At 44.6% G+C, this 18,765-nt stretch carries 15 protein-coding genes; 7 read left to right on the top strand and 8 right to left on the bottom strand.

Annotation, left to right across the window (positions count from 1 at the left end):
* The first annotated feature begins 1 nt into the window (after position 1).
* The 5 genes from RCZ04_RS00170 (at position 2) to RCZ04_RS00150 (ending at position 6,688) form a co-directional block, all read left to right on the top strand.
* On the top strand, positions 2-1,162 hold the full coding sequence (locus RCZ04_RS00170) for an MFS transporter (protein WP_460483909.1): 1,161 nt from the start codon (positions 2-4) through the stop codon (positions 1,160-1,162).
* Between the two features lie 160 nt (positions 1,163-1,322).
* Positions 1,323-2,201 (top strand): carbohydrate kinase family protein, encoded by an 879-nt coding sequence (locus tag RCZ04_RS00165; RefSeq protein WP_460483908.1) that lies wholly within the window; start codon positions 1,323-1,325, stop codon positions 2,199-2,201.
* A 1-nt stretch (position 2,202) separates the two neighbouring features.
* Entirely contained in the window at positions 2,203-4,953 is a 2,751-nt protein-coding gene (locus tag RCZ04_RS00160) for an ABC transporter substrate binding protein (protein WP_460483907.1), read from the top strand.
* A gap of 24 nt (positions 4,954-4,977) precedes the next feature.
* Positions 4,978-5,985 (top strand): hypothetical protein, encoded by a 1,008-nt coding sequence (locus tag RCZ04_RS00155; RefSeq protein ID WP_460483906.1) that lies wholly within the window; start codon positions 4,978-4,980, stop codon positions 5,983-5,985.
* 130 nt (positions 5,986-6,115) lie between these two features.
* Positions 6,116-6,688, top strand: coding sequence for a hypothetical protein (locus tag RCZ04_RS00150; RefSeq protein ID WP_460483905.1), 573 nt, complete (start codon positions 6,116-6,118; stop codon positions 6,686-6,688).
* Positions 6,689-6,777: 89 nt separating this feature from the next.
* Here RCZ04_RS00150 and RCZ04_RS00145 read toward each other — a convergent pair whose 3' ends face one another.
* The 3 genes from RCZ04_RS00145 to RCZ04_RS00135 form a co-directional block, all read right to left on the bottom strand.
* Complete coding sequence (locus tag RCZ04_RS00145) at positions 6,778-8,352, bottom strand: hypothetical protein (protein WP_460483904.1); 1,575 nt, start codon at positions 8,350-8,352, stop codon at positions 6,778-6,780.
* 10 nt (positions 8,353-8,362) lie between these two features.
* The gene (locus RCZ04_RS00140) at positions 8,363-9,415 is read right to left on the bottom strand and encodes an HlyD family secretion protein (RefSeq protein WP_460483903.1); all 1,053 of its coding nucleotides are present in this window, start codon (positions 9,413-9,415) and stop codon (positions 8,363-8,365) included.
* Positions 9,416-9,710: 295 nt separating this feature from the next.
* A complete protein-coding gene (locus RCZ04_RS00135; protein ID WP_460483902.1) occupies positions 9,711-11,033 on the bottom strand; it encodes a TolC family protein in 1,323 nt (440 codons plus the stop codon).
* A gap of 366 nt (positions 11,034-11,399) precedes the next feature.
* Here RCZ04_RS00135 and RCZ04_RS00130 point away from each other — a divergent pair, with 366 nt between their 5' ends.
* Together RCZ04_RS00130 and rfbB are read left to right on the top strand one after the other, a co-directional pair.
* A complete protein-coding gene (locus tag RCZ04_RS00130; protein ID WP_460483901.1) occupies positions 11,400-13,646 on the top strand; it encodes a GH92 family glycosyl hydrolase in 2,247 nt (748 codons plus the stop codon).
* The gene (gene rfbB / locus RCZ04_RS00125; protein ID WP_460483900.1) at positions 13,647-14,642 is read left to right on the top strand and encodes a dTDP-glucose 4,6-dehydratase; all 996 of its coding nucleotides are present in this window, start codon (positions 13,647-13,649) and stop codon (positions 14,640-14,642) included.
* A 115-nt stretch (positions 14,643-14,757) separates the two neighbouring features.
* On the opposite strand, the gene RCZ04_RS00120 is transcribed toward rfbB, so the two are convergent.
* The 5 genes from RCZ04_RS00120 to RCZ04_RS00100 all read right to left on the bottom strand — a co-directional run bounded on the left by RCZ04_RS00120 (position 14,758) and on the right by RCZ04_RS00100 (position 18,377).
* The gene (locus RCZ04_RS00120) at positions 14,758-15,462 is read right to left on the bottom strand and encodes a cell division protein FtsQ/DivIB (RefSeq protein WP_460484063.1); all 705 of its coding nucleotides are present in this window, start codon (positions 15,460-15,462) and stop codon (positions 14,758-14,760) included.
* Between the two features lie 30 nt (positions 15,463-15,492).
* Positions 15,493-16,374, bottom strand: a complete 882-nt coding sequence (era, locus tag RCZ04_RS00115; RefSeq protein ID WP_460483899.1) for a GTPase Era — start codon at positions 16,372-16,374, stop codon at positions 15,493-15,495.
* Between the two features lie 66 nt (positions 16,375-16,440).
* Positions 16,441-17,061 (bottom strand): hypothetical protein, encoded by a 621-nt coding sequence (locus RCZ04_RS00110; protein ID WP_460483898.1) that lies wholly within the window; start codon positions 17,059-17,061, stop codon positions 16,441-16,443.
* Between the two features lie 40 nt (positions 17,062-17,101).
* Positions 17,102-17,932 carry a DUF6048 family protein gene (locus tag RCZ04_RS00105; protein WP_460483897.1) on the bottom strand — a complete coding sequence of 277 codons (831 nt, stop codon included), beginning with the start codon at positions 17,930-17,932 and terminating at the stop codon, positions 17,102-17,104.
* Positions 17,898-18,377 (bottom strand): DUF6452 family protein, encoded by a 480-nt coding sequence (locus RCZ04_RS00100; protein WP_460483896.1) that lies wholly within the window; start codon positions 18,375-18,377, stop codon positions 17,898-17,900. Before RCZ04_RS00100 ends, RCZ04_RS00105 begins: the two co-directional genes overlap by 35 nt.
* Positions 18,378-18,765 lie beyond the last annotated feature (388 nt).

The following is an 18,765-nucleotide window of genomic DNA, read 5'->3' as shown; positions in this document are numbered from 1 at the left end:
TATGCAACAAAATAACAACTATCTAAAATACCTTTTGCCTGTAATGCTGTCTTTCTTCTGTATGGGCTTTGTAGACCTTGTAGGCGCAGCCTCTAACTTCGTAAAGAAAGACTTTGCCTTAGATGATACTTCGGCTAACATCTTTGTGTCGATGGTATTCTTTTGGTTCTTGCTCTTCTCAGTGCCTACCGGCGTATTGATGAGCAAGATAGGCCGTCGCAAAACTGTGCTTATCAGTTTGGTGATTACTGCCTTGGCTACCGTTGTGCCACTCATCACCTATAGCTATACCTCTATGCTCATAGCCTTTTCGCTATTGGGTATTGGTAACACACTGATGCAAGTGTCACTCAACCCTTTGCTTTCTACCATTGTAAAAGGCGATAAGCTCGCGAGCTCTCTTACTTTTGGTCAGTTTATAAAAGCCATTGCTTCGTTTATCGCTCCTATCTTGATGGGGGTAATGGCAACACATTTTGACAATTGGCGTTTGTTCTTCCCGCTCTTTACTGTTATTTCAGTAATAGCCGTATTGTGGTTAGGAGCTACTAATATAGAGGAAGAGAAAAACGATAGCAAGAATGCTACCTTTGCCGACTGTTTTGCACTGCTTGCGAACCCCTTTGTGCTCTTGTGTTTTATTGGTATTATGTGCCACGTAGGGATTGACGTAGGAGTGAATGCCACAGCGCCTAAGATTATCAGTGAGCGTTTAGGTGTATCTTTAGAAGATGCCTCTTTTGCTACCAGCTGGTATTTCTTGTTCCGTACCATCGGGTGTCTATCAGGGGCATACATCTTAGCAAATTTCTCTACCAAGAAGTTTTTTGTGCTCAGCATCGCTTGTATGGTAGCTGCTATGGCTATTTTCTTTGCTTTCGATAGCAAAGTAATGCTTTACACTGCGATTGCTTTAGTAGGTTTCGGTAATTCCAACGTGTTCTCTATCATCTTCTCACAAGCGCTATTGCACAATCCTACCAAGAAAAACGAAGTGTCAGGCTTGATGATTATGGGACTCTTTGGCGGTACCATCTTCCCTTTTGCAATGGGCTTAGCCTCCGATGCGATGAACAGCTCACAAATAGGCGCCCTTATCGTCCTCAGTGTAGGTGTATTGTACCTATTGCTAATGAGCACCAAGATAAAAGCTAATGCTTAGTTATTAGTAGTTAGCTGTTAGTCGTCAGACCTGTCCAACAAGTCTGACGACTAAAATTTGTTAATTTGCTAATTATATTGTAACTTTGTGCGCTATAACCTAAACCCCTAACCCTCTGAGACCTGAAATCTAAGGTCTGAGATCTAAAAAATAACAAACAATGAAAAATACAGTAGTAGGATTGGGAGAAATCCTTTGGGATGTATTCCCTGAAAGAAAAGTATTAGGCGGCGCGCCCGCTAATTTCGCTTACCACGTGTCGCAATTCGGCTTTAACGGCTATGCCGTGAGCGCTATCGGTGGCGACCTCCTCGGTAAGGAAATCCTCAAAAGTTTAGAAGAAAAAGAACTCAACTACGTGATTGAGAAAACCGACTTCCCCACAGGTACCGTAAAGGTACAGCTGGACGGTCGCGGGGTGCCTACCTACGAGATTAGCGAGAACGTAGCCTGGGACAATATCCCTTTTTCTTCGCGTATTGAGAACTTAGCGAAGAACACCAATACCGTGTGCTTCGGCTCTTTAGCGCAACGCAATGTGGTGTCACGTGCTACCATTCACAAGTTTTTAGACTTGATGCCTGCCGAGAGCCTCAAAGTATTCGATATCAACCTCCGCTTGAAATACTTCAGCAAAGAGGTAATCGTCGATTCGTTAGACAAAGCCACTGCCCTCAAAATCAACGATGAGGAAATCGTAAAAATCGCCGAAATGTTTAATCTGCAAGGTAGCGATGAGGATATTTGCCGTCAGATATTAGAGAAATACAATCTCAAGTTCCTTATCTTGACCCAAGGCACACGCGGTAGCTACGTGTTTACTCCCAATGAAAAATCGTTTTTGGGTACACCCAAAGTAACCATCGCCGATACAGTAGGCGCTGGCGACTCGTTTACAGCGGCTTTCGTTGCTTCTTATTTGAACGGTCGCAGTATCGCACAATCGCATCAGTTGGCCGTGGAAGTGTCGGCTTATGTATGTCAGCAACACGGTGCAATGCCACGCCTCGCCGATGCTCATTTAGAGTTGTTTAGATAGAATGACTTACCGCAAGTATCATATACTCTTTTTATATTTCGCTCTCTTTGCTTGCCTCGCTTGCCAAAGGGAGCGAAAACCCCGTTATGTCATAGGGGTATCGCAGTGCAGTGAAGACCTGTGGCGACAAACGATGAATGAGGAACTCAAGCGTGAAGTAGCACTCTACCAAGCGGATGCTGAGGTGCTCATTCGCAGTGTAAAGGACGATACGCACAAGCAAATCGCCGATATTGAGTGGTTCATCGAGCAAAAAGTGGATCTACTCGTAGTCTCACCGAACGAGTCGGAAGCGTGTACGCCTGTGATTCAAAAGGCTTACCAGCAGGGTATTCCCGTAATTTTGGTGGATAGAAAAATCGCTACCGATAGCTATACGGCTTATGTGGGGGCTAACAATTACCAGATTGGCAAAGAGGCAGGGCGCTATGCGATAGCCGTTCTCAAAGGCAAAGGCAATATCGCCGAAGTGCGGGGTACCAAAGGTTCTACCTCCGATGCTGAGCGCCATAAAGGTTTTGTAGAGGCACTCAAGAGCGCGCCCGAGGTGCAAATAGTAGCCGAAACTTGGGGCAACTTCCTCCAAGGGGATGCCAAACAGCAAATGCAACTCCTCTTCCAGCAACACCCTAATATCGACCTCGTCTTTGCGATGAACGACCCAATGGCTGCGGGCACTCACGAGGCAGCGATGCAGTTCAACGGCAAGATGCCTTTCATCATAGGGGTGGATGCCTTGCAACAAGTGGGCATACAAAATATTGAAAACAGCATTCAAGACGCTTCGTTTATCTATCCCACAGGAGGCGATAAGGTCATCGATTTGGCAATGAAAATCCTTCACCACCAGCCTTTTGAACGTGAGAATATCCTCAATACTACGGTGGTGGATAAGAGCAATGTGCGCATCTTGCAGTTGCAAACCGAACAGATTGCTCAAAAACAAGCAAAAATTGAAGATATCAATAACCAACTGAATGAGAGCGTCATCCAGCACACGAACCAGCGTACGCTCTTCTATATTTCTATCACAGCCATTGTGCTGATTACAATACTCTTAGCGATTGCCATTAGGGCGTATCGCACCAAGAGCCGCGCCAATCAGCAGTTGGAACAGCAAAATGAAGAAATCAAGCGTCAGGCGGCCGAATTGCAATTGCAAAAAGAACGTTTGGAGGAAATCTCTGCCCAACTCGAAGAGGCAACCCAAGCTAAATTGCTGTTCTTTACCAATATCTCTCACGAGTTCAAAACGCCTTTGTCGCTGATATTAGGCCCCGTGCAAACGCTCTTAGCGCACAATTCTCTCCCTAAAGAGGAGCAGGATTTGTTATTTCTCATCAAGAAGAACAGCAACCGACTCTTGCACCTCATTTCCGAGGTCATTGAGTTTCGTAGCTACGAGAATGGCAAGTTGCAAATGTATTTCACCAAAGGCAACCTCAAGCACTTCCTCACCGAACTCAATTCGTTCTTCAGCGACCGCATCAAGCAAAAGAAACTCAACTTCCAGTTTGTAGCGGAGGATACCTCTTTTGAAATGGCTTTTGACAAGGAAAAAGTAGAGAAAATTTACTTCAACCTGCTCTCCAATGCGCTCAAATTCACTCCTGAAGAGGGAACGATTACAGTGTCATTAGAAAAAGATGGGGAAACAGCAGTACTGCGCGTGTTCAACAGTGGTTCGTATATCCCTGAGGATAAACAGAGCGAGGTGTTTGAACACTTCTACAAAATCAACCCCGATAGTGAGGGTTCGGGCATTGGCTTGGCCTTAGTACAAGCCTTAGTAGCAGCCCACAATGGTACGATTAGTGTGGAAAGTACAGAAGGGGAGGGGACAACCTTTAGCATTCGCTTGCCTTTTGCACAAGAACAGCTTACTACCAAAGCGGTGTACGACAGTAGCTACATCGAAACGCATTTGGACTTACTGCCGTCATTGCCAGCTCCTGCCGAAAAACTCAAACTGCCTGTAGCGGGACAATCATCGGAAAAACCTACCGTATTGGTAGTGGAAGACAATGAGGATATGTGTCAGTTTATTCGCTATATCCTCAGCGATGACTATGATCTTATCGAAGCTGAAAATGGGGAAGAAGGCTTTGAAATGGCCAAAAAACACCTCCCCGATGTAGTGATCAGCGATGTGATGATGCCCAAAACCGATGGCTTCGACTTGTGTCAGCTCATCAAAACCAACGTGGCGACCAATCACATACCCGTAATTTTGCTCACCGCCTATGCGTTGGACGAGCAAAAGCAAGTAGGCTTTGAGAGTGGCGCCGATGCCTATATAGCCAAGCCTTTCAACGTAAAACTGCTCAAAACGCGAGTGCGCAAACTCATTGAGAACCGCAAGAAGATACGAGAAACTTTTAGCAATTTCCTCTTGAACGAAACCAAGCAGGAGACCCTCGGCAAGGTAGAACAGCAGTTTATCACCGATTTTACCCATTACGTAGAGAACTCTATCGCCAATCCTGAGCTCAATATCGATGAAATCGCCGATGCTTTGGGCTTGTCGCGCTCCAATCTCTACCGCAAAATCAAATCCCTCACCGACTATTCGCCTAACGAGCTCATTCGCACCATCCGCGTAAAATATGCCAAACAACTGCTCAACACCCAAGCCAAGAGCATCTCGGAAGTCGCTTATGAAGTAGGATTCTCCTCACCTTCGTACTTTGCCAAATGTTTTAAAGATTTTTACAACGAAAGCCCTACCGAATACTTAGAGCGAATACGGTAGAGATTAAATATAAGAGAGAAAATTATGCAGGTAAAATTAGATAAAATTTCAGAGTGGACGATTACGGGATTCGAACTAAGCAACGGTGCCTATCAATATGCTCTCATAAATGCAAAAAATCATTTTGCACGAGGAGCAGACGAATTTGTTATTTGGGGCAGCAGCGATGACGGCTCTAACTACGGTATCGTTTGGATAAAGGCGGGGCAATGGTCATTCATTCCATCTCCCGCACAAAAAGAAAGCTGGAATAAGCCCGTTTTGTTGGATGCTGGTTCCGATATTTTAATTATTAGCGGAGAAGATAAAAAAGCTTGGTGGGTGTCATCTCCCGAGCAGAAACCGTGCGAAGTAATAAGTAAAAACCTGTGTGCCGCAGAAAATATCACGGAAATTTCTACACTTGGCGAAAACGGCTTTTATTCCATTATTTGCCGTGTTGACGGAGAGGTGTTTGCTGCCAATAGTTTTACCTTTTTGCATTATGACAACGAGGCGCATACCCTGCACTGGGACGAGCAACTCACCCCTGTGTTTGCAAATGAAAAAGTACAGAGTAATTTTCTGCAATCTTTGCAACGGGCAGAGGGTATCTATCACAAAATGGATTTTCATTACTCCTATCCCCAGATAGGCAACCTTATGATAAAAGACAACTCGATGTATGCTTTCGTTGAAGCGGATACAGTAAATCCTTGCAGTTTATCGCAATTTAAGTATTACTGGTATCTCGAACTCACCCAAGACGGCATCTACAAGAGAAAGATATGGGGAAAAGAAAAGCTCGAAAAGCTCGCAGGAAAGCACGGTGTGAGAGGAAAATTCAGTGCTCAAAAAGAATATCTGATACTGTCCCCGATTTTCAAGACGGATGAATGGAAAGGAAACCAAAAATTATTGAGATTGTCTGATGGGGAGCTTTTGGATATTACTTTTCCAAAGGGATATTCTAAATTCAGAATGATGGATATTTGGAATGATCACGTATTTATCAGCGACGAAGCAAACCGTATTGCCCTCTGCAAAATGTAAGTTTCACACTTCGGCTAAGTTGATTTAATCACAATGTTATCAGTATAGAGCGTTAAAAACGTTAATTTTCTTGACAAGTATTTATAAAAAGCACTACCTTTGTAACGCAAAAATGATAAATACATTGCCTATGATAAAATACCTTTCTTTTGTAATCTTATGCTTCTGTAGTTTCTCATTATTGGCACAACAAGATGAGGTATCTTCATCTCAATGGACAATAGAATTTAACGGAGGCGTAGGACGCGGAGAACTCAAAGGCGATAATTTAGAGTTAGGCGGAATGATATCCAATGGAAATTGGCTCGTGAATTACTATCCCGTTGAAAGATTACGTTTGCAAACAGGTATTGCCGTATCGTGGTTTAGCAACGGAAGTGTAACAGCCGATAATTATTACAATACTGATGCAGTATTTATAGGCATTCCTGTTAAAGTGCTCTTTTCTGTTGCCGAAATAGCTCCTAATAAGAGTGCTGTAGTGTTAGGCGTGGGCGTGCAGGTGAACAGAGTGATCACCTACCGCTTGAAAACACAACAGTTGAATAGTAGTTCTCATAGCGGAAATGTTTTTTTAGGGGTTCCTATAGACGTAGGAGTTGAAACTAAACTGAGCCCCAAACATACTTTAGGAGTATATCTCAGCGCTCAAATAGTACCAAAATCCTCTAAAACTATATTTTACAAACAAACGACTTACTGAAAGTATCACTCTCTTATCAACTATAAAGATAAAAAATCCCCGTGCGGTAGGATTACTGCACGGGGATTTTTTATAATTGGCAAAATTCCCTAATTGCGCAATTTGCTAATCTTCCAAATATTCCTCATCTTAGGGAACTTATGCCCCGTAGGCTTAATGTAGTACGTCAAAGCAATCCCTATCAGCACTACAATGCCAAACAGCGTAATACCTCCAAAGATTTCCTTCCAGCTCAGCAGCAATGCCTGCATATTCACATAACCAAACAATGAGCCCATTTGTCCGCCACCTATATGCGCCGCAATAGGGTTGGCAGCGTCTATCTCTTGGCTCAGTATCGCCACATTGCGCTGTTGCAAGTACTGCAACACATTCGCACAAAGGCTATTAGCCATAGTATTACCCAGTGCCGTCCGCACAAAACCTAATACCGTAAGGCTCGCAAAGAAATGCGGAAACGGTATCCCCTCAGCCGCATACAGCGCAATACTGATGTACAACACCACGTAACCCAAGCCTCTTAGCGCATAAGGCACGTACAAAGCCTCTTTAGGTATGCTTGGTTGGAACAAGTAATACAACATAAAATGATGCAATACGAACGCCAAAAAGCCCACTAAAAAGATAGCCTTGTAACTCCCTCGGTACACCGAAAGCCAATAAAACGACCCCGCAGCGCCCACTACCACGCCCGCAAACACCGCCCAATTCAGCGATGCGTTGTGCAAACTGTTGAAGTGTAGCACCCCGCCAGTGTACGCATTCAGCACTGTGCTCGATGTACTCAAAAAGATTTGCAGCAGCGCCAGTAGCACCAAAGCGCGCAACAAGTTTTTATACCTAAACACCTCCGGCATAATCAGCGGTCGCCTAATGCTCAGCATCCGTTGGATAGCCAATGCCAATAGCACCACACCCACCACCGTAGCTGCACTTATATAGGGCGAAGCAAACCAATCAAGCCGCTTTCCGTACTCAAATACAAAGTTAAAAAGCACCAATACCAGCGTCCAAAGCAACAACCCCATCCAATCTATTTGGTACAGGGGTATCTTCTTCATCATCCGTATAGGGCGCATCAGGGCGTACAGCGTAATCATCAACAGCAAATGAGCCCCCACAATACACACGTGCATATACTCCCAACTGTACAGATAACTAATCTCTGCCGTGAGCAATCCTGATAGCTGTATCGAGCCTAACACCACCAAATACACCACCGAGAAGAACACCGTGAAGTCCCTCACTGGCGTAATCACCAGCTGTATCGACGAGAATGCCTCAAACGTGCCAATCATACGGAAAGCACCTACTATAAGCGAGGTAACCAAAAGCACCAGCACATTGCCCGAGTACATACATATCACGTTGCCCACAACCACTACTGCCGAAGCCGTTAGCAAAATCGTACGCGAGTAAAACCTGAATTTTATCCGAAACAACAGCGGGAAAATCAGCGTCATACCTATGAACGAAGCCATACTTATCAGCTTCACATCCTCTGTCGTCAGCGCTTTATCCCCCACCACTTCATTGAGGTTTGTCAGATAAATACTATTGCTAAACTGAAACAAAATGACCGTAAAGAGCAGTAACCAAAAACGCAAGCGGTCGGGCACCCACTCCTTGAACGCCATTATCCTATATTTTCCTTGTGGAATCATCGTATCTTTCCTATTTTACATTCACTTCTGCGCTCATCCCAGCCTTGAGTTTGGCCAAATCCTCTGCCTTGTTATCCCCCGTAAAACTGATTTTCACAGGGATGCGCTGCTCTATCTTTACAAAATTCCCAGTGGAGTTATCCGTCGGAACAAGCGAAGATGCCGAGCCCGTAGCTTGCGCCAAAGCCGTAACTTTCCCCTTGAAAACCACGTCCTCAACAGCGTCCACACGCACCTCTACGGCATCGCCTACGGCTATGTGGCGCGTCTGTTTCTCTTTGTAATTGGCAATCACCCACACCTCATTGGCATCAACCACCGTCGCAACCACCTGTCCAGGCTGTACTAACTGACCCACTTGCAGCTCCTTCCTACCCGTAATCCCATCGCAAGGTGCCGTAATCACAGTGTACGAAAGGTTCAAGCGCGCCATATCCAGCTGCGCCTGCGCCTGCTTAATATTCGCTTCCGTCTGACTAAGGCGTTTCGTCTGCTCCACACCCACCAGCGCAGTCGTCTTCATCTGCCGGCTCAACATCTCAAAGCGCGCCTTCGTAGCGTCGTACTCCACCTTCACTTGGTCATATTGCGCCTGCGTAACCGACTGTTCCGCCAGCAAATTCTCGTACCGCTTCAGGTTCGTCTCCGCATTCTTTAGCCGAACACGCACCTCCTCAAGCGTTGCTTCCGATACCGAAAGGTTATTCTGAGCCGTACTCACCGTCGTGCCCATCACCTCCTTGCCCGCCGTCGCATTGGCGAAAGCCGCCTCCGCCTGTGCTAATCGCAGAAGGTACTCGCTTGCATCGATAATAAGCAACGTGTCCCCCTTGCGCACCTGTTGATATTCATCAAAGCGGATTTCCCGAATAAAACCCTGCACCCGAGAGTTCACCGGCACAATCTGCCGCTTTACTTGCGCGTTATTAGTGAATCCACTACTGCTTACGCTCGTGAATTGCAGCACTACCCAAATAAGTCCCACTGCAATAAACAGCAGTATCAACCAGTTAAAAACTCTGAAGAACAACGTCTTCTTACCCTTTTTATTGTTATGTTCCATTGTTATTAATATGAATTTAAAAAAGAAAAATAGTATTGTTAAAGTATATATCAGATGGCGTGAACTACAAAATCATGCCCATTCTTATCGAAAAAGTATCACACATTTACCGATACCCATCGCTTTTGCGGATAGTTCCCTTTCGGAAGTTCGGAGGCATTAACCTATGTATATCCCAATTATTAACCGAACACTAACCGAACACTAACCGAACACTAACCGAACACTAACCGAACACTAACCGAACACTAACCGAACACTAACCACTCCTAACCCAATTGTCAATTGTCAATTATCAATTGTCAATTGATAGTCTGCCAATGCTCCGCTGCACTTTATAGTATTGATATAAGATGTTCAGCCGTGCATTCACCAATTGCAACTCGGCATTTAGCTGCGTATTACTCGCGTCAAGCATCTCGCTAATGAGCACTAAGTCATTCAAATAGCGGTTGTTAATAATCTTATAATTCTCGTTAGCCAATTGCACACTCTTTTCAAACACGCTCAGCTTCTCCACCGATTCCCTCAACCGCAACCATTCATCGTGAATAGCCACCTGCGCTTGCTCCTCCAAAAGGGCTTGCGCCGAAGTATGTGTCGCCAACGAAGCCCGCGCTACAGCCACCTCTTTCCCCGTCTTAAACAACGACGAAAGATTGTATTTCAGCCCCACACCCACATACCAATAGTTAAAATTCTTATCGATAGGAGGCACTTCAATAGTAATAGGCCCGTCCAAATGGTTTTGCGCCACGATAGCCACACTCGGCAACCAGCCCGCTTTAGCAATTTTCAGCTGCTGCTCATCCGCTTTTATCTGCAAGGTTGCTTGTTGCAATTCAGGGAGATAAGCCTTAGCTTCACGCCAAAGATCCTCAGCTGAAAGCGTAGGCAACACCATCTCAAGCACCTTTTTATCAGGAATAACCAATGTAGATTCCCCCAATCCAAGCGTAGTAACCAAATGATGATTCAGTATTTTCCGCTGGTTATCAATCTCGATAAGTGCCAATCGGTAATTCTGCAAGATAAGCTCATAACGCGTAATATCGTTCGAGAGCGCCATCCCCTGCTTATGTTTACCGCGCACCTCCTTGATCAGTAGCTCCGTTTGCTCGATGTTCTTCTGGTACACCTCCCTTTGGTTCAGCAATTTATACAAATTCAAATACTGACCCACCAACAAGAAACGCACATCTTGCACCCTTTTCTGATGCCCCAGTTCCGCAATTTGCACCTCCAATTCAGCCTTCTCAATGGCTTTGCTGATAGCCCCACCAGCGAACACCACCTGCTGTGCTTCGAGCGCGAAGTTATTGCCAAAGTGGGGCATAGGTGCACGCATCGCATTGCCAAAGTCCCTATCCATCAGCGTTCCGTCGCCCAAGTACGCCACCGATAATGACGCCTCTATATTCGGCAACCGTCCATTTTTAGTCGCTTCGGCGGCTTTGCGTTGTATGTCAATACCTGTCGCTGAGGTCTTCAGCACCTTGCTATTCGCATCGGCAAGGTCAAAAAGTTCTTTAAGGGATATAGTACGCTCGTTTTGCGCCCATAACCCACCTGCGCATAATAGCCCTAAAGCTACTGCGAGCCCAAATGATTTTGTCATTCTTTAGATGATAAATGTTAAATATTGAATAATGTTGTTGTATACTTTGTCAAAATCTCAAAATTTGACAAAGTGAAGAACGGATAGTCCCCCTCGGGGGTTCGGGGGGTCTTATTCCCTACCAACCTACGTGAAGGGGTATTTTGCAGTAATCTTTTATTCGAAAAAAATCGCTCTTTGAGCAGAAGATATTCATTTAATTAACCAATCTCATTGTAAGATTGCGGGCGCAAAAGTACAAATAAAAACCGAAATACCAAAAAAATACAAACTTACTTTTACAAAATTTCTAATTTCCGAATTTGCTAATTTGCTAATTTGCTAATTACTTCGTACCTTTGCCCCAACTAAATAATTATTATTACAATGAAGTTAAAAAATATCACCCTTTGGGTAGCTACTGCGTTTGTATTAGGGGCTTGTAACAATCCTCAAACTCCTGCAAAACAGGAAGATCAAACTCCTCAAAAACCACTCATTAGCTACGTCGATCCCTTTATCGGTACGGGTGGTCACGGCCATACTTACCCTGGGGCTACCACGTCTTTCGGTATGATTCAAGTGAGCCCTGTGAACGGCCTCAGCCACTGGGATTGGTGCTCAGGCTACCACTATTCCGACAGCCTGATGGTGGGCTTCGGTCACCTCTCGCTCAGCGGTACGGGCATCGGCGATTTGAACGATGTTTTGTTAATGCCTACCACCAAAGAATACGACCTGAGCGTGCTCAAGTACGGTCGCAAGGAGCAATATCCAGTGAACGCACAAGAGTTCCGCGATATGGTGCCTTACAAATCAAAGTACAGCCACAAGAATGAAAAAGCTGAACCTGGCTATTACCAAGTGTACCTCGAAGACTCTAAAGTGAACGTGGAACTCACTGCCGCTCAGCGCTATGCAGTGCACCGCTACACTTTTGAAAAAGGGGCTGAACAATCGGTAATCCTCAACTTGGGTTTTGCTATCAACTGGGATAGCCCTACCGAAACTGATATCAAGCAAGCGGGTAACGATGCCACTTTGCTCATCGGACATCGTTTTAGCACAGGCTGGGCTGAAAACCAAAAAGTATTCTTCGCTATCAAATTCTCTCGCCCTATAGTGAAATCTAATCTACAAGAAAATAAAAAAGAAATCACCTCTGCGCAATTCTTCTTTGATAATGCTCAAGAAAAGTTAGAAGTGAAGGTAGCCCTTTCGTCAGTGAGTGAAGAGAATGCCTTGGCTAATTTGGAAGTAGAGGAAGCTATAGCCTTTGACAAAACCAAATCATTAGCCCAACAGCAATGGGAAAAGACCCTCAACAGTATCACTGTAGAAACGCCCGTAGATTCCCTCAAAACGATTTTCTACACTGCCCTCTATCACGCGCAAGTGGCTCCTGTAACGTTCTCTGATAAAAACGGTCAGTTCCGCTTGCAAAACGACCAAATCGCGCAAACCGAAGGCACAGCTTATTCTACCCTTTCGTTGTGGGATACTTTCCGTTCCGAACACCCACTGCTCACGCTCTTGCAACCCAAGGTAACTGCTGATATTATCAACAGTATGTTGGTTTACTACTCAGTGCACAAGGTATTGCCTGTTTGGACACTCTATGGCAATGAAACGAATACGATGACGGGCTATCACTCGGTAGCGGTGATCGCCGAGGCTTACCTCAAAGGCATACGTGGCTTTGATGCCGAAAAGGCTTACGAAGCGATGAAAAACACGATGATGCAGGACGATCGCGGACTCGCAGCTTACAAGAAATACGGCTATATCCCTCACAATGTGAAAGTAGACGAATCGGTAACCATTACCTTTGAATATGCTTATGACGACTGGTGTGTGGCGCAAATGGCGAAAGCTTTAGGCAAAACCGAAGATGCTGAATACTTTACCAAACGCTCTGAAGCCTATACGTATTTATTTGATAAAGAAACAGGCTTTATGCGTGGCAAAAGCACCGACGGCAAATGGCGCACTCCTTTTGACCCCAAACGCTCCGACCACCGCGAAAACACCGATTATACCGAAGGCAACGCTTGGCAACACAGTTGGTTTGTACCTCACAATGTACGCGGACTCATCAATCTATTTGGCGGCAACGAGCCTTTTATCGCTCACTTAGAAAAACTCTTTACTGAAAGCTCCGAAATCACTGGTGATAATTCTTCTCCTGATATTTCAGGACTTATAGGTCAATACGCTCACGGCAACGAGCCCAGCCACCACATTGCTTATATGTTCAACGAGGCTGGCCAACCTAAGAAAACCCAATATTGGGTAGACCGTATTTTACAAACTCAGTACAACACTACCCCTAATGGCTTGAGTGGCAATGAGGACTGCGGACAAATGTCGGCTTGGTATATCTGGAGTGCAATGGGCTTGTACCCTATGAATCCTGCTTCCACCCAGTACGAGTTCGGTCGTCCGCTCTTTGATAAAGTAACCATCCACTTGCCTAACGGAAAAACCTTTACCATTATTGCTAAGAACGTCTCTAAGGACAACAAGTATATCCAATCGGTTAAACTCAATGGTAAGGCGTATAACCAATGGCATATCTCACACCAAGAGTTACTCAATGGCGGTGAATTAGTATTTGAAATGACGAATAAATAAATGAAAAAAAACATCTTAATTACAGGAGGAGCTGGATTTATCGGCTCTCACGTCGTGAGGCTATTCGTAAACAAATACCCTCACTATCACATTTTTAACTTGGACAAACTCACTTACGCAGGTAACTTGCAAAATGTTGCCGATGTTGCTGATGCTCCTAACTATACCTTTATTCAAGCGGATATCTGTGACTACGAGCGTATGAAAGCTATCTTCGCTGAACACCACATCGATGGGGTAATCCACCTCGCTGCCGAAAGCCACGTCGATAGAAGTATCGAAGATCCTTTTATCTTTGCTAAAACCAATGTAATGGGTACCCTTAGCCTCTTGCAAGCAGCGCGCGAGGCGTGGAAAGATAATATGGAGGGCAAACGCTTTTACCACGTCTCTACCGATGAGGTATATGGAGCTTTGGAAATGGACGATACACTCTTTACTGAGGAAACTCCTTACGACCCTCAGTCGCCCTACTCGGCTTCTAAAGCCTCGTCCGACCATTTTGTACGCGCTTACCACAACACCTACAAACTGCCTGTGGTAATTTCCAATTGCTCAAACAACTACGGCTCTCACCAATACCCTGAAAAATTGATACCGGTGTGTATCTATAATATTGTGGATAACAAACCGCTGCCTATCTATGGCAAAGGCGAAAATATCCGCGATTGGCTGTTTGTGGAAGACCACGCTCGCGCTATCGACACCATTTTCCACAAAGGAAAAGAGGGCGATACTTACAACATCGGGGGCTTTAATGAGTGGCGCAATATCGATTTGGTAAAAGTGATTATCAAGGAAGTAGACAAACAATTAGGTCGCCCTAAAGGCACTTCCGAAAAACTCATCACTTTCGTAACCGACCGTGCTGGCCACGACCTCCGTTATGCTATCGATGCTACCAAATTGAAGAACGAACTCGGTTGGGAACCTTCACTGCAGTTTGAAGAAGGTATCGCAAAAACCGTAAAATGGTACTTATCAATTAACAATTAATAATTGACAATTAACAAAAAAACAGAGGCTACTTATTGTAAGTAACCTCTGTTTTTTATTCTATAAATTGACAAATTAACAAATTGACAAATTAACAAATTGACAAATTTGCTAATTACCTCCTGCATACCACTTGGTTCATATATTTGAGATTGACAATGCTGTATTCGCCAAGTTTATTGGTCTTTTCTAATTGTTTGTAAAAGGCTTTGAGATTGGCTTTCTTGAGTGCTTCGTCTTCAAATTTGCCAAATACGACTTTAAAGTGTGGCACGCGCATCAAAAACTCGTATTCTCCATTGGGCTTTACCCATACTTCAGTGATGTTTTCGGCCAACCATTGGTCGTTTTGAATGAAGGTCATTAAGGCGTAGGAGGTTTGCCAATGGCGTTCGGTGTCACCTCTGAGGATAGGCACCCGCGCCGAATAAGAACTCGAGAGGGGCATTTTCTTCCCTTGGGAATCCATATAGTACACCCCCGCCCCGTCGTATACGCGCGCAATAGGTTCACGTTGCTTGATTTTCGCGTTCAGCGTACCATCAATAGTGCAAAACACTTCTGATTTTTCTATCATCACATTGTTGTCCAATAGCTTTTCTATCTCACTCAGGCGCAACAGTCCCATAGGCTGTTGTGCTTGTGGGTCTTTGAAAATCGTGCGACGTATAGCTTCATCGGTAACGTACATATTCTCATCCTGATGATCTACCACTACCTCCTTGACCACGCGCATCTTGTTCCGCCCCGAAGCAAACAATTGTATGCAAAAAGGCAGAAACAAAATTATTAATATTTTAAGTATCTTCTTTATCATAATCATTGACAAATTGGCAAATTAGCAAATTGACTAATTAACGTCGTAGCCAAAACGGCGCAATTGTCGGGCATTGCTACGCCAGTCTTTATTTACTTTTACGAAAAGTTCTAAGTGTATTTGTTTGCCAAAAAACTTCTCTAAATCAGTGCGGGCTTCAGTGCCTACACGCTTGAGGGCTTCCCCTTTATGCCCTATGATAATCCCCTTCTGACTCTCGCGCTCTACCATTATCACCGAGCGAATATGAATGATTTTCTCGCTATCGGCAAAACTTTCGGTCTCTACTTCTACTGAATAGGGGATTTCCTTCTTGTAGTGCAATAGTATTTTCTCGCGGATAATCTCATTCACGAAAAAGCGTTCAGGCTTGTCGGTGAGCTGGTCTTTAGGGAAAAAGGCAGGCGACTCAGGTAGGAGTTCTACAATGCGGTTGAACACTACTTCGGTATTGAAATTGTGCAAGGCTGAAATAGGAAAGATCTCAGCGCGTGGCACTTTCTCTTTCCAATAGGCTACTTGTTCCTCCAATACGCTCTGCTCACTGGTGTCCACTTTGTTGATGAGCAATAGCACAGGCACGTTCAGCTTGTTGATGCGGTTAAAGAACGCTTCGTCTTTGAGTTCTTTTTCGCCTATTTCCACCATATAGATGAGAATATCAGCATCTTCAAAAGCACTCTTTACAAAGTCCATCATCGAGGCTTGCAGGGCGTACAAGGGTTTGATAATTCCAGGAGTGTCCGAGAAGACAATCTGAAAATCATCCCCACTCACAATCCCAAAAATACGGTGACGGGTAGTCTGCGCTTTAGAGGTGATAATAGAGAGTTTTTCGCCTACAAAGGCGTTCATTAAAGTTGATTTCCCTACATTAGGGTTTCCGATGATATTTACAAATCCAGCTTTGTGCATTTTTTTAGGTTTTAGGTGATAGGCCATAGGCCACAGGGGTTGAGATTCAAGGTAGACTTCTAAGGCCTATGGCCTGATACCTTGGATCATTCCTTTTCCCCAGTGGGGGTGATTAGGGGTTTTAGGGGTAAAATGTTCATATTTTTCTAAGGCTTTTTGAATCATTGGTTGGGCTTTGTCGGCACCACCGCCAAAGATTTTAGGGGTGTTGTAAATCCCTACCGCACGAATGGCGTAAGGTCGTGGGTTTTCGGCGTTTGCCTTGATGGCTTTTTCAGAGTGCTCCCTGCTGAGTTTGCCGTATTTAGCCCCGCGAAACATCGGGTTTACCTTCACTTTGGCACTGTAGTAATAGGCGTAGAGCGCATTGATTTCCGATATATCGGCATCGGGTTGTTTTTCGGCTATCTTGAGGTATTTCTCGGCTTTCTCACAATAACTATCAATGGTATTGCCTGATGACAAATCCGCAAGACGGATATTTACATAAGCCGCGTAATAGTTGGCGAGCCAATCGGTAGGTGCTGTTGTAGCGAGGTGTTCAAAATCCTTCGCCAAAGGCTGTAACTCCTTCACAGTATAGCTTTTGTCGAGCTGCTTTACCTTTTCAGTAAGCGCAGTCTCCACATCTTGAGCCATAGCCATACTGCCTAATAGCAGTAATAATATAGTAATGTATTTAGTCATAGTTTACATCGCATTTGTTAATTGTCAATTGTCAATTGATTTATCTTCTTCCTTTTGGTTTTTTAGCAGGTACTGATGGGGTAGGAGAGGAGGCTTCGGTTTTGGCGGTTGCCTCTTCTTTCTTCTTCTCTTTTTTGTAAAGAGGAATCAGATAGCTAAGGGTGTAGTTGAAATTAATCCCCCAACGGCTGTCCTCGTGTACGCGACCAAAAGCGGGAATGTAGTAGTTAGGAAAACCGCTGTTGCCCGTTTGTACTGCCAAGAGTCCCACGCGCACGCTCGCCCCTGCATAGAGGTTGCGCAGGAGCTCCGCTTTGATGCCCACCACCAACTCCAACCAATGAGCCGTACGACCGTCGTATTTCTTGAGAAATGAGGGGTCAGAGCCCAAAATATTCTCATTCCAATACTGGTTGTTTTTATGGATAGTGTAGGCTGTGAGGTCTTGTGAGAAGAGTGAAATGCCGTAGCGCGCCCCCACGTATATCATATTTTCCATTCCGTACCAGTTGCCATAAGTGTTGTAGTCAAAACCCGCGCGCAAAAACTGACCTTCGGTGGTATAGGTATAGAAATCCTCCTCTTTTGTGCGTTTCTCGTGACCGAGTTCAGCAGCGAGGTAGTAATTGTAGCTCAAGCGGTAATCGCCTACGAGTTCTAATCCGTAGTAATCCTTGTCAAAGAAAGGGTGTACGAGCTTACTCAGGTCGGCACCCACGCGCAAGCCATACCGCTGTTTGTACACGGGAGCTTCCTGCTTTTCGGGCAAGGCAATAGTAGTTTGCGTAGTCGTTCGGGTAGCTGTTTGTGCCCTGAGGCCTACAGCACACAGCATACTAATGATACAAATGGATATGAGCTCTTTTTTCATTATCAACGGTAGTGTTCTTGAGGTTTAAGCCTTTCAGCCACGAAGTGTTAGCGTCCTGAATGGTAGCTGAGAGGGTGTTGTAAGTAATTTTGATGCCACAAGCTTTGCTCACAAACGATTGTTCAGAATTGTAAGTGAGGGTGAGGGTAGCCGTGCTGGTGGTCGTGCCAGATACTACTGTTTGGAACAGATAGGTAGTAGGCGACTCCAATTTCAGCGGTAAAGCCAATGAATCCAAGGTGCTGTTGCTCACGAGTGGCGTAGTGTTGCCCTCGCCGTAGACCGTAAGGTTGGCCACGCTGAAGGGCGTACGAGTGTTGTTCTGATTGTAAAAACGCACCACCAAGCGCGGTGTGTTCACACTGTGATCACATAGGTCGTCCGACTCGCAACCTACAGCGCCTAATAGGGTGATAAGTAATAATATAGGTAAAATCTTTTTCATTTTTCTGTAAAGTTGGGGCAAAGGTACGGGATAATTAGCAAATTAGCAAATTTGTGAATTATCAAATAAGACAATGCATAAAATTTTATTTTTAAGAAGAACATCTAAAAGTGTTGAAATTTTAATGAAATTGGTTATAAAATTAGAAGAAAATTAGTGGCTTTGTTGTTGGATTTCACGGATTATACTATAAACACAATTCTAAATCAGTAATTTGTTGTATTGAACTGACATTAATTAGCAGAAAGATATTTTCTCTAATCTTCATCGAATAAAGAGCGGTACGAGGTCGTAGTACGATAGACAGTACGAGCCACACGAGCAAGTAATAAAGTATAAGTAAAGTATAAGTGAGTGATGAGTGGCTCATCAGCGAACAAAAGACGAA

Source organism: Capnocytophaga sp. HP1101 (assembly GCF_054772415.1).
The sequence above is the reverse complement of the archived record's forward strand: the minus strand, read 5'-3'. Positions and strand labels throughout refer to the sequence as shown.